The 12771-nt window shown below is 67.5% G+C and carries 11 protein-coding genes; 8 read left to right on the top strand and 3 right to left on the bottom strand.

From position 1 onward, the window contains the following. Positions 1 to 142: 142 nt before the first annotated feature. The 6 genes from ACIBF5_RS15730 (at position 143) to ACIBF5_RS15705 (ending at position 8772) form a co-directional block, all read left to right on the top strand. Positions 143 to 1492: a polysaccharide lyase family 1 protein gene (locus ACIBF5_RS15730; RefSeq protein ID WP_396812044.1), complete on the top strand. Its 1350-nt coding sequence runs from the start codon at positions 143 to 145 to the stop codon at positions 1490 to 1492. A 93-nt stretch (positions 1493 to 1585) separates the two neighbouring features. After that, positions 1586 to 3208, top strand: coding sequence for a family 16 glycoside hydrolase (locus ACIBF5_RS15725; RefSeq protein ID WP_396812042.1), 1623 nt, complete (start codon positions 1586 to 1588; stop codon positions 3206 to 3208). Between the two features lie 209 nt (positions 3209 to 3417). Then, positions 3418 to 5997 carry a right-handed parallel beta-helix repeat-containing protein gene (locus tag ACIBF5_RS15720; RefSeq protein WP_396812041.1) on the top strand — a complete coding sequence of 860 codons (2580 nt, stop codon included), beginning with the start codon at positions 3418 to 3420 and terminating at the stop codon, positions 5995 to 5997. A gap of 89 nt (positions 5998 to 6086) precedes the next feature. Next, positions 6087 to 7661, top strand: a complete 1575-nt coding sequence (locus ACIBF5_RS15715; protein WP_396812039.1) for a family 16 glycoside hydrolase — start codon at positions 6087 to 6089, stop codon at positions 7659 to 7661. A gap of 154 nt (positions 7662 to 7815) precedes the next feature. Continuing rightward, positions 7816 to 8250 (top strand): DUF4362 domain-containing protein, encoded by a 435-nt coding sequence (locus ACIBF5_RS15710; RefSeq protein ID WP_396812037.1) that lies wholly within the window; start codon positions 7816 to 7818, stop codon positions 8248 to 8250. 78 nt (positions 8251 to 8328) lie between these two features. Next, complete coding sequence (locus ACIBF5_RS15705) at positions 8329 to 8772, top strand: GNAT family N-acetyltransferase (RefSeq protein WP_396812035.1); 444 nt, start codon at positions 8329 to 8331, stop codon at positions 8770 to 8772. Positions 8773 to 8776: 4 nt separating this feature from the next. Here ACIBF5_RS15705 and ACIBF5_RS15700 read toward each other — a convergent pair whose 3' ends face one another. Then, entirely contained in the window at positions 8777 to 9742 is a 966-nt protein-coding gene (locus ACIBF5_RS15700; protein WP_396812033.1) for a helix-turn-helix transcriptional regulator, read from the bottom strand. A gap of 64 nt (positions 9743 to 9806) precedes the next feature. On the opposite strand from ACIBF5_RS15700, the gene ACIBF5_RS15695 reads away from it, so the two are divergent. Continuing rightward, a complete protein-coding gene (locus ACIBF5_RS15695) occupies positions 9807 to 10922 on the top strand; it encodes an epoxide hydrolase family protein (RefSeq protein WP_396812032.1) in 1116 nt (371 codons plus the stop codon). 173 nt (positions 10923 to 11095) lie between these two features. Further along, a complete protein-coding gene (locus ACIBF5_RS15690) occupies positions 11096 to 11521 on the top strand; it encodes a DUF4362 domain-containing protein (protein ID WP_396812030.1) in 426 nt (141 codons plus the stop codon). Positions 11522 to 11685: 164 nt separating this feature from the next. Here the strand turns inward: ACIBF5_RS15690 and ACIBF5_RS15685 are convergent, their stop codons facing one another. Both ACIBF5_RS15685 and ACIBF5_RS15680 read right to left on the bottom strand, forming a co-directional pair. Continuing rightward, complete coding sequence (locus ACIBF5_RS15685) at positions 11686 to 11886, bottom strand: DUF397 domain-containing protein (RefSeq protein ID WP_396812028.1); 201 nt, start codon at positions 11884 to 11886, stop codon at positions 11686 to 11688. Between the two features lie 16 nt (positions 11887 to 11902). After that, a complete protein-coding gene (locus tag ACIBF5_RS15680; protein ID WP_396812027.1) occupies positions 11903 to 12769 on the bottom strand; it encodes a helix-turn-helix domain-containing protein in 867 nt (288 codons plus the stop codon). Positions 12770 to 12771 lie beyond the last annotated feature (2 nt).

The raw sequence follows: 12771 nt of genomic DNA, 5'->3' as shown, positions 1-12771 counted from the left end.
CAACATTGCCCCCATTCTATGCAACATATCTGCACACGTAGCACATTGACTCTTGTGACTACGAATACTTACCGTCTGTTAGTGAGCAGGTTTCGTACGCGTTACGGAACCGGTAACCCACACGCAGACGCGGAGAGTGCAGATGCGACTGATCAGGTTGACCGCCGCACTGGTGGGGATCTCCATCGCGATGGTGCCGGCAACGGCCGTCACCGCGGGTGGATCCGATGACCGACTGTCCTGGGGAGCCCGTCTGCTGGGCCGGCAGGCGCTGCCGGCGAACGATGGCTGGGCCGCCGCCGGACCGGGTACGACCGGTGGCTCCACCGCCACCGCCGACCAGATCCACGTGGTCGACAGCCGGGCCGAACTGGTGGCCGCGCTCGGTGGCGACAATGCCACCAACCGAAGCAACGCCACCCCGAAAATCATCTACGTCCAGGGTTCCGTCGACGGTTTCGAAGCCGCCGACGGAACACTGCTGGACTGCGCCGACCTCGCCGATCCGGAATACACCCTGCCCGCATATCTGGCCGCGTACGACCCGGCGGTCTGGGGGCGAGTGGCGCCGAGCGGACCGCTGGAGGCGGCCCGGGTGCGGTCGGTCGCCAACCAGACCCGGCAGACCCAGATCAACGTCGGGCCGAACACCACCATCGTCGGGCTGAGGGGTGCGAAGCTCACCGGGCTGACCCTGATGCTCGACACCGCCAGCAACTCGATCATCCGTAACCTCACCTTCGTCGACGCCCGGGACTGCTTCCCGGCGTGGGCGCCGACCGACGGCGAGGCCGGCAACTGGAACTCACAGTTCGACCTGATCTCGGTGCGGCGCAGCGAGAACGTCTGGGTCGACCACAGCACCTTCACCGACGGCGACAACCCGGACTCGGCCCAGCCGGTCTACTTCGGGCGGCCGTACCAGGTACACGACGGGTCGCTCGACATCACCCACACCGCCAGCCGGGTCACCGTCTCCTACAACCGGTTCACCGACCGGGACAAGGTGATGCTGATCGGCTCGTCGAACACGGTCGGCCCGGACGTCGGCCGGCTCAACGTCACCCTGCACCACAACCTGTTCGCAGGCACCCTGCAACGACTGCCCCGGGTGCGGTTCGGCCAGGTCGACCTCTACAACAACCACTACCAGCTCGCCGGCCCCGACTTCCAGTACGCGCTCGGCGTCGGCGTGCAGTCCGCCCTCTACGCGGAGAACAACTACTTCGCGCTGGCCGGCGGGATCGCCGCCGAGGACCTGCTCTACGACTGGGGCGGCACCGCCGTCACCGAACGGGGTAGCTGGGTCCGTACCGGCAACGGCTGGCCGCGCCCGACGAGCCTGCTCGACGCGTACAACGCCAGCCATGACCCGGACCTGGGCGCGGACGCCGGGTGGACCCCCACCCTGCGCGCCGATCCACCCCTGCCCACCGCGTTGGTGCCGCTCGCCGTCCAGCTCCTCGCCGGCGCCAACCGCATCCCCCTCTGAGAGAGAAGGAAGGGCCCCTTGTTATCGCATTCGGTTGTACAAGGGGCCCTTCCTAACCTCGCACCGCACCCCACCACCACCAGGAGGCCCAGTGTGAAACCGATCCGCACCCGGGGACGACCGAGATGGCGGCTGCTCGCCGCCGCCGGTGTCGCCGGCACCCTCAGCGCCGTCGCGGTGACCTACGGGATGCCGTACGCGTTCGCCGACACACTGCTGTCGGACACCTTCGAGGACGGCAACTCCAACGGCTGGTCGAAATCGGGTGGCAGTTGGTCCGTGGTGACCGACGGCTCGCTGGTCTACCGGCAGTCCGGGCAGAGCAGTGACGCCCGTACCCTGGTCGGCCAGGCGACCTGGGCCGACTACGGCGTCCAGGCCCGGGTCAAGCCGACCGGCTTCAACGGCGCCAACCGGCACGTCGGGGTGGTCGCCCGTGCGCAGAGCAGCAGCAACTACTACGCGCTGGTGGTGACCAGCGGTGGCGCCGTACAGCTCATCAAGCGGGCCGGGGGTGACCCGGTCGCGCTCGGCACCGGCTCGGCGGCGGTGCCGGTCGGCAACTGGGCGACGCTGCGGCTCGACGCGGTCGGCAGTTCACTGCGGGGGTACGTCAACGGAAACCTGGTGGTCCAGGCCACCGACAGTGGCTTCAGCTCCGGGCGGGCCGGCCTGGCCACCTCGTACGCCAGCGCCTCCTTCGACGATGTCGAGGTGGCGACGGTGACCGGCCCTCCGCCGACCACCGGTCCCACCACCGGTCCGACGCTGCCGCCGACCGAACCGCCGCTCGACCCGGGCGCACCGCCGATCGGGTTCGCGTCGGTGAACGCACTGGGCCAGAACGGCACCACCGGTGGAGCCGGCGGGCCGACCGTGACCGTCGACACCCCGGCGGAGCTGCTCGCCGCGATCTCCCAGTCGGGTCCGTTGAACATCCGGGTCAGCGGCATGATCGCGCTGCCCGGTCCGATGCACGACGTGACCTCCGACAAGACCATCGTCGGTGTCGGCGCCAGTTCAGGGATCACCGGCGGCGGCCTCAACATCGGCCTGCCGACCAGCGACGTGACCAGCCCACCGGCCGACGCGGTGCACAACGTCATCGTCCGCAACCTGAACTTCCGCAACACGGTGGACGACGCGGTCAACGTGCAGATGTACTCGCATCACGTCTGGATCGACCACAACGACCTGTCGCTCGGTTACGACGGTCTGATCGACATCAAGCGGGGGGCCAGTTACGTCACGGTCTCCTGGAACCACACCCACCACCACACGAAGAACATGCTGCTCGGGCACGACGACAGCAACGCGGCGCAGGACACCGGTTACCTGAAGGTGACGTACCACAACAACTGGTTCGACCGTACGCCGCAGCGCAATCCCCGGATCCGTTTCGGTGAGCCGGTGCACGTGTTCAACAACTACTTCGTCTACAACACCGACGTCGGTGTCGCCTGCCAGCTCAACTCGGGTTGTGTGGTCGAGGGGAACTACTTCGAGGATGTCGAGGTGCCCTGGTCGATCAGCTACTCGGGGTCGAGGGGCCGGTTGGTGGCGCGGAACAACGTACTCGCCGGCACAAGTGAGGTGGGCGACTCCGGTGGCACGGTGCAGGAGCCGAGCACCTACTACAGCTATACGGTCACCGACCCGAACACCATCAAGTCGGTGGTGATCGCCGGTTCCGGCACCGGCAAGATCGGCCTCTAGCTCCCGGCACCACCAGCTCCGTCAGTCAGTGCCACGCCGGGGGCGGGTACGGGCGGGTCAGCCCGGTTCTCCCGCACCCCTCCCGGCGTGATGTCCGATCCAGCCCGGCCCGGGTAGTGCCGGCCAGCCCTGGGCACTTCCGGCTCCAAGAGATCGACAAACATCGATCTATCTGCCTGACCTGGGCAGATAGGCACCGAGGAGGTTCCGTGGAAAGCACCGAAACCCGGCGATGGCATCGCCGTGGTCTCCTGATCGCGCTCGGCGCCGCCGTCACCGCGATCGCTCTCGCGCTCGGCATGGGCGCCACCGCCTACGCCGCTACGCTCTTCTCCGACGACTTCGAAGACGGCAACGCCACCGGCTGGACGGCCTCCGGGGGTAGCTGGACGGTCGCCACCGACGGCTCCCGGGTCTACCGGCAGAGCGGCACCAGCAGCGACGCCCGCTCCATCGCCGGTACGACGAGCTGGTCCAACTATTCGGTCCAGGCGACCGTGAAACCGACCGCCTTCAACGGGTCGAACCGCTTCGTCGCGCTGCTCGCCCGGGTGCAGAGCAACACCAGCTACTACTACCTGGCGCTGCGCAGCAACAACACCGTCGAACTCAAACGACTCACCGGCGGCTCCTCCACCACCCTCGACACGGCCAGCGTGTCGGTGAGCGTCGGCACCACGTACACGCTCCGGCTCGACGTCAACGGCAGCAATCTTCAGGGGTACGTCAACGGCACCCTGCTCGCCGAGGGCACCGACAGCCAGTACGCCACCGGCCGGATCGGTGTCGCCACCTTCAACGCCTCGGCGAACTTCGACAACGTGCTCGTCTCCTCCGGCGGCGTCGACCCGACCCCGACCAACCCGACCCCGACCAACCCCACGCCGACCCCGACCACTCCCACGCCGACCCCGCCGACCAACCCCGGCCCCAACGTCGCCGACGGCTGGGCCTCGGTCAACGCGTGGGGCCAGAACGGCACCACCGGTGGCGCGGGCGGCCCGACCGTCACCGTCACCAGCGCGTCCCAGTTCATCACCGAGGCGGCCTCGGCCGGACCGAAGATCATCCAGGTCAACGGCATGATCGCGCTGCCCGGACCGATGCACGAGGTCAGCTCCGACAAGACCATCGTCGGGGTCGGGGCGAACTCCGGCTTCACCGGCGGCGGCCTCAACATCGGCCTACCGATCGACAACGCCGTCACCGCGCCCCCGGCGAACGCCGTACACAACGTCATCCTGCGGAACCTGAACTTCCGCGACTGGGCCGACGACGCGGTCAACGTGCAGATGTTCTCGCACCACGTCTGGGTCGACCACAACACCTGGACCACCGGTGTCGACGGTGGCGTCGACGTCAAGCGAGGCTCGTCGTACGTGACCATCTCGTACAACCACGCCGACGGCACCGACAAGAACATGCTGCTCGGCCACGACGACGACAACGCCGCCCAGGACGTCGGCCGTCTCAAGGTCAGCTACCACCACAACTTCTTCGACAACACCAACCAGCGCAACCCCCGGATCCGCTTCGGCGACCAGGTGCACGTCTACAGCAACTACTACCTGAACACCGGCAACTACGGCGTCGCCGCCACCGAAGACTCCGGTGTCATCGTCGAAGGCAACTACTTCGAAGGCGTCGACGACCCGTACCACCTGGGGGAGGCATCCTCCGGGGACGGCCGCCTGGTCGCCCGGAACAACTGTTTCGTCAACTCGGGCGCAGGTCAGACCGGCGGCAGCGTCACCGACCCGCCGTACGCGTACACGATCGGCACCGCCTGTGACACCAAGGCCACCGTGCTCGCGCAGGCCGGGGTCGGCAAGGTCGGCGTGCCCGGCGGCCCGACCAACCCTCCCACCACGCCCCCCGCAACCACCCCGCCACCGACCACGCCCCCGGCCACGACGCCGCCGCCGACCAGCGGTCCGCAGACCGGCCTGATCGGCTGGGCCACCCAGAACGGCGGCACCACCGGCGGCGCCGGAGGCCAGACCGTCACGGTGACCGACGGGCAGGCCCTCGCCGACGCCCTGGAGTCCTCGTCACCGCTGACCATCCGGGTCCAGGGCTCGCTGAGCCTGCCGGACACCATGAACGACGTCCGGTCGAACAAGACCGTGCTCGGCGTCGGCACCAACGCCACCCTGGACAACGGACTCAACGTCAGCTCGGCGACCAACGTCATCATCCGCAACCTCACCTTCCGGGGCTGGGACGACGACGCGATCAACGTGCAGGGCTCGCGGAACGTCTGGATCGACCACAACACCTTCGATGGCGGCTACGACGGAGCCGTCGACGTCAAGCGGGAGTCGGACTTCGTCACCGTCTCCTGGAACCGGGTCACGAACCACACCAAGAGCATGCTGCTCGGTCACGACGACGGGCACACCGCCGACGTCGGCCACCTGCGGGTGACGTACCACCACAACTGGTTCGACGGCAGCAGGGAACGGCACCCGCGAGTCCGCTTCGGTGACCCGGTGCACGTGTTCAACAACTACTACTTCGGCGCCGACTACGGCGTCGCGTCCACCATGGGCGCGGGCGTGCTGGTCGAGGGGAACTACTTCGAGAACGTCACCCGGCCGACCGCCGTCGGCTACGCCGAATCGGACCCGGGCGACCTGGTCGAGCGGAACAACGTCTTCGTCAACTCCGGTGCCCCGGAGAGCGCCGGAGACGTCGCCGCGGTCCCGTACCCGTACACGGCGGACGCCGCCAACAGCGTGAAGTCCGTGGTCACCGCCGGTGCGGGCGCCGGGCGGATCAACCCCTGACCCCAGGGAAACCACCACCAGGCCGGCGCAGGTGGCGGAGCGATCCGTCACCTGCGCCCCACCCCAGGAGGCAAGAGGAAGTGCACGCAGTGAAGAGAAGAACCATCCACCGCCGTGGTCTGCTGGTCGCCCTCGGCGCCAGCGCGGTCGCGGTGGCGATGGCCGTCGGCATGACGACGGCAGCCCAGGCCGCGACCCTGTACTCGGACAACTTCAACGACGGCAACGCCGACGGCTGGTCCAAGTCGGGCGGCGACTGGTCGGTGGTGACCGACGGTACGTCCGCGTACCGGCAGGGCAACTCGGGCAGCGAACTGGCCCGGGCCTTCGCCGGCCAGACGAGCTGGACCGACTACCAGGTGCAGGCCCGGGTGAAGCCGCTGGCCTTCAACGGCTCGAACCGGGTGGTCGCCATCGCCTCCCGCTCCAACAGCGCGACCAAGATGTACCGGCTGGCGCTGATCAACAACGGCCGGGCCGAGTTGCAGGCGGTCAACGGCAGCTCGATCACGGTGATCGGCTCGGCGGCGGTCTCCGTCTCCACCGGCACCTGGTACACCCTGCGTCTGGAGGCGACCGGCAGCACCATCAGCGGGTTCGTCAACGGCTCCCAGATCGGCTCCGGCAGCAACAGCGCCCAGTCCGCCGGCCGGATCGCCCTGGTCACCTCGTACGCCAGCGCGGTCTTCGACGACGTCAGCGTGGACAGTGGCGGCACCACGCCGCCGACCAACCCGCCGACCACCGGCCCGACCACCGGCCCGCCGACCACGCCGCCGACCACCGGCCCGACCCTGCCCCCGCAGACCGGGCTGGTCGGCTGGGCCACCCAGAACGGCGGGACCACCGGTGGCGGCAACGCGCCCTCCACCACCGTCTCCGACGCCGGTGCGTTGACCAGCGCGCTCGGCTCGACCAGTGCCGCGGTGATCCGGGTCTCCGGCAGCATCTCCTGCTCCGGAATGCTCCGGGTCCGGTCGAACAAGACCATTCTCGGCATCGGTTCCGGCGCCACCATCAACGGCTGCGGGTTCAACATCAACGGCGACCGCAACGTCATCATCCGCAACCTGAACTTCCGCGGCTGGGACGACGACGCCATCAACGTCCAGGAATCGGCCACCAACATCTGGGTCGACCACAACAGCTTCACCGACGGGTACGACGGCGCCGTCGACATCAAGCGCGGCTCCGACTTCGTCACCGTCTCCTGGAACCGCGTCTACGGCCACGACAAGAACATGCTGCTCGGCCACAGCGACGACAACGGCAGCCAGGACCGTGGCCACCTGCGGGTGAGCTACCACCACAACTGGTTCGACGGCACCACCCAGCGCAACCCCCGGGTCCGGTTCGCCAACCCGGTGCACGTCTACAACAACTACTACAACAACAACAGCGGCTACGGCGTCGCCTCCACCGAAGGTGCGGGTGTGCTCGTCGAAGGCAACTACTTCGAGAACGTGCCCGACCCGTACCACCTGGGTGAGGCCGACTCCGGTCCGGGCACCCTGGTCGCCCGGAACAACCACTTCGTCAACTCCGGCACCGGCCAGACCGGCGGGAGCGTGGCCAGCATCCCGTACTCGTACCAGCTCGACACCGCCAGCAACGTCAAGTCCATCGTGACGGCGGGCGCCGGCACCGGCCGCATCGGCCTGTAACACAGGTAAGGAAGGGCCCCTTGTTATCGGAAAACGTTGTACAAGGGGCCCTTCCTAACGGTGTGGGCGGGGCGTACGGAGGGGAACTGTCGCCGTGCCGCCGGGTCCAGGTTCCGCAACGTCCGCAACGGGCGTGATGGGGCAAGCTGTCGTGGTGAAGCTGATTTCGTACCTGGCACTGGTCATGGTCGTGCTTTCGGCCTGCGGCGGGCCGGCCGCGTCTGATACCCCTGACGCGGCAGGTGCGCCGCAGGCCGACGCGAGTTCGGAGGTCGTCGCGGACTGCGGGACCTTCGAACTGTCGCAGAAGAACGTCGGACTTCCCGAAGATGCCGTGGTGTGCTTCATCGATGCCGTGCAGGGCGGGCGTCCCGTCCGCCTCAAGGTCACCAGACCCACGACGGAAGGTGACCCGATCACCTTCGCGTACGAGGCGGGCGTCGATGGCCAGGTCGAGGTCGTCACGGATTCGCGGCAGGACAGGTACGGGGAAAAGAACGTCAGTCGCCGGACCTGCACCCGGCCGATCTCCAGGCGCGGATTGATCGACTTTTCGGAGTGCTCCGAGCCGACTCCCGTGCGGAGCTGACGGTCCGATTTGCGGTGGGCGGGGCGTATACGGCTCGACCGACCCTGTGCCCTGGCCGCCTGCGTCAGAATGTGCCGCATGGCCGTACAACTGAGATCCGTTCAGCGGCGGGACGTGCCGCGACTCGCCGTCCTGCTCGGGCAGTTGGGGTATCCGACCGACGAGGCAGCCGTGCATGAGCGCCTCGACTACCTGCTGGACGACCCTTCGAGTTGGCTGATCGGTGCCGACGACAACGGCGAACTGGTTGGGGTGGCGGCGCTGCACGTCGTGCCGATGCTGGAGGTGACCGGGAGATTCGGGCGGCTGCTCGCACTGGTCGTGGACGATCGCCGTCGCGGCCAGGGTGTCGGATACGCGCTGGTCACGGCGGTCGAGCAACGTGCTCGCGAGGCCGGCTGCCTCCGCCTGGAGATCACCAGCAGCCGGCACCGGGACCGGGCGCACGCGTTCTACCAGCGGTTGGGATACGAGGATGCCAGCGCGTTCAAGGCGCGTTTCCTCAAGGATCTCGGCGACTGACGGACTAACCGGGCGGGACGGACCGTGCGTAGCGTTCAGCCAGGGTCCGTAGATGTTCGACGAGTTCCGGGGGCTCGGTCACGTCGAAGTCGACGCCGAGCAGGCTGAGGTACACCGCGAGCGTCGGCACGCTGTCAGCGCCGGTGTCCAGCACGCAGGTGCGATCATCCAGCGCCTCCACCACGCCCACCGCCGGGTTGATCCGTTCGGCGACCAACTCGGCGGGCGCGTGCACCAGGACGCGGGACCGGTAGCGCCAGGCTGCGGCCGAGACACCCCGAGCGACGTACGCGCCAGCGCCTCCCTCCGGCGGGTCGCGCGGCGGGAAACGCGGCCCGCTGGGCGTACGGGGCTCGATCCGGTCGACCCGGAACCTTCGCCAGTCCTGACGGTCGACGTCCCAGGCGAGCAGGTACCAGCGACGTCCCCAGGAGACCAGCCGGTACGGCTCGACCGCCCGAACCGCGCTGGACCCGTCATGCGCCCGGTAGTCGAACCGGAGTCGTTCGGAGTCCCGGCAGGCGCCCGCGAGAGTGGTCAGTACGTGCGGGTCGACCACCGGTCCGGGACGGTCAGCCGGCACCGGCTCGGTGTACGTCTGCAACGCGTTGACCCGGTGTCGTAGCCGGGCTGGCAACACCAGTTCGAGTTTGGTGAGTGCGCGTACCGATGACTCCTCGATGCCGGCGATGCTGCCACCGGCGGCGGCACCCAGGCCGACCGCCACGGCGACCGCCTCCTCGTCGTCGAGCAGCAGCGGCGGCATGGCCGCGCCCGCGCCCAGGCGGTAACCACCGTCGGTGCCCCGGCTGGCGTGCACGGGGTAGCCGAGGTCGCGCAGCCGGTCGACGTCGCGGCGTACGGTCCGTTCGCTCACCTGGAGCCGTTCGGCCAGTGCGGCACCGGCCCAGTCCCGCCTGCCCTGCAACAACGACAGCAGGCGCAGCAGCCGCGCCGAGGTCTCCCACATGTTCTGAGAGTCTGCCAGGGCTTCAGGACAGAAGCTGACCGGAAGGGTCCGTAGCGTTCTGGACATGAGCGAGAAGACCGAGGTCAAGCCCTTTCGTATCGACGTTCCGCAGGCCGAACTGGACGACCTCCGAGATCGGCTCGACCGCACCCGCTGGCCGGACGAGATCCCGGACGCCGGCTGGGACTACGGCGTGCCGGTGGCGTACGTCCGCAAGCTCGTCGAATACTGGCGCGACGGGTACGACTGGCGTGCCTGGGAAGCGAAAATCAACCAGTATCCGCAGTTCACCACCGAGGTCGACGGCCAGAACATCCACTTCCTGCACGTACGCTCGCCACACGCCGACGCGCTGCCGTTGATCCTGACGCACGGCTGGCCCGGCTCGATCGCGGAATATCTCAACGTCATCGAGCCGCTGACCAACCCGGCCGACGGGTCGCAGGCGTTCCACCTGGTGATCCCCTCACTGCCCGGCTTCGGTTTCTCCGGCCCGACGCGCGAGAAGGGCTGGAATCGTTACCGCACCGCGCGGGCGTGGGCGGAGCTGATGCGGCGGCTCGGCTACGACCGGTACGGCGCGGTCGGCAACGACGGCGGTTCGTTCGTCTCACCCGAACTGGGCCGGATCGACCCGGAGCACGTCGTCGGCGTACACGTGACCCAGATCTTTTCGTTCCCGTCCGGTGACCCGGCCGAGTTCGCGACGATCACCCCCGAGGACCAGAAGGCGCTGGAGAAGCTCCAATGGTTCTACGACAACAAGATGTCGTTCAACACCCTGCACTCACAGCAGCCACAGACCCTGTCGTACGCGATTGTCGACTCGCCGGTCGGCCTGCTCGGCTGGAACTCGCAGCTCTTCGGTGATACCGCCGACGTTGACGCCGACTTCGTGCTCACTAACACGATGCTCTACTGGCTCACCGGCACCGCGACTTCGGCGACCCGGTTCTACTACGAGGACGCGAAGGCCGAGCACCCCACGGAGCCGACCACGGTCCCGATTGGTCTGGCGATGTTCGAGGGGGACTTTGTCTCCATGCGTACGTTCGCCGAGCGCGACCACCGCAACATCGTGCACTGGAAGTCGTACGGTCCCGGTGGCCACTACGCCGCGCATATCGCCCCGGAGGTGCTCGCCGAGGACCTGCGCACCTTCTACGGCAAGCTGCGCTGACAACTGGCGTCAGGCGGCGGCCGCCCACCAGCAGGCCGCCGCCCGCTCGCCGCCTGCTCGTTGCTTGTTGCCCAATGACTCGATGAGGATGTACATCAAAGATGATGGCAACCAGGTGCCGCGCCGCCGCGTCGAAGTCCTTGGATCGGGGTGGGATGAGGGAAGGTGTCCTGGTGAAACGAGTCTTGTACCTGGCAGTGGTCGCGGTCGCGCTCTCGGCCTGTGGTGGCCCGAACGCGTCGGATGTGGACGCCGCCGCGCCGGCTGACGCTAGTTCGGAAGAACTCACGGACTGCGGCACCTTTGTGCTGTCGCAGGGCGAGGCACTTACGGATAATGCCGTCAAGTGCTTCGTCGACGCTGTGCAGGCTGGGCGTCCCGCCCGGCTGAAACAGACTAGTCCTACCACGGAAGGCGACCCGATCATCACCGAGTACGAGGCGGGTACCGATGGCCGAGTCGAGATCGTCACGGATTCCCGGCAGGACAACTTCGGGCAACAGATTATCAGCCGTCACACCTGTACCGGGCCGACTCCCAGACCAGGAATGATCGACTTCGCACACTGTTCTGAGCCGACGCCGGTTGGTGGCGGGTGACGTCGAAGTCGGTGCCGAGCAGGCTGAGGTATGCCGCGCCTGGGGCTGATCCTTGCTGTAATCCCACCCTCATCGGAAAGCAGGTTCGTGCGATCCGGATGCTGCCAGACGCGAGCGGTTCCCCAGCGAGATCTGGCGGGGAACCGCTGCGTACGCCATGCAACTTAACCTGAGAACCTTCCGCTCTTCACTCCGTCCACGAACTTGCTCCAAGCCTCGGGCTGAAAGGTCAGCATGAGGCCGCTGAGGTCTTTTGAGTCGCGAACATCGACGGCTTGGTTTCGGTCGCGTACTTCGGTGCACTGGCCGTTGGATGATGACCGGCTCGACTTCCGCCAAGCCGCTTCTGTCTGCCTGCTCGCCATTCCGGTTCCTTCCTACCTACTTCATCTTGCTGGCTACCTCGCGAATCAGTCGAGCGGAATCCACGGGGTTCAGGGCTGCGGCACGCAGGTGTTCGAAGATGACGGCGAAGCGCTTGATGTCTGGCTCACGCTCCAGGAAGAGGTCGCCCGCCATGCTGTCGATGTAGACCAGGTCGGGGTCGGCGGGGTCCGGGAAGTCCATGATCGCGAACGAGCCCGGCATGCCGGGGTGCGCGCCGACGCCGAACGGCACGACCTGGACGACGACATGTGGCTGCTTCGCGGCGGCGAGTGCGTTCAACTGCTCGGCCATGACTTTGGGACCACCGACGAGGCGGTGGAGCACTGCCTCGTCAACGATTGCCCACAGCTTGAGGGGGTCCGGCTTCCGTAGCGACGCCTGCCGTTTGAGGCGGGCCTCTACGCGGCGCTCGACGTAATCCTCGTCCGCGATCGGCACTGCTCCCGCGATGACAGCACGGGCGTAGCTCTCCACCTGGAGCAACCCCGGCACGAACAGGCTTTCGTAGTTGCGGACGCCGAGCGCTTCGTTCTCGAAGGAGATGTAGGCGGTGTACTCCTCGGGGAGCGCTGACTCGTAGGCCTGCAACCAGCCGAGTTGGGTGGCCTGCTTGGACAGATCGATCAGCTCGTCTCGCCGGTCTTCGTCCGTTACGCCGTATTTATCGAGGAGTGCGACCAAGGTTCGGCGCTGTGGGCGCACCCTGGCTGTCTCGATCCGGTAGAGCGTTGCCGAGTTGATCCCGGTCTGCTCGCTGACCTCCTCGCGGGTCATGCCTGACTTTGTGCGCAGTCCGCGCAGCTCACCCGCGAGCCTGCGCAGGCGCACGGTGGGTGGCTGCCGTCGAGCAGACAAGTCCATGA

The sequence above is a fragment of the Micromonospora sp. NPDC050417 genome, assembly GCF_044458865.1.
In the GTDB taxonomy this organism is placed as follows: domain Bacteria; phylum Actinomycetota; class Actinomycetes; order Mycobacteriales; family Micromonosporaceae; genus Micromonospora_G.
This window is presented reverse-complemented; position numbering and strand designations above follow the sequence as displayed.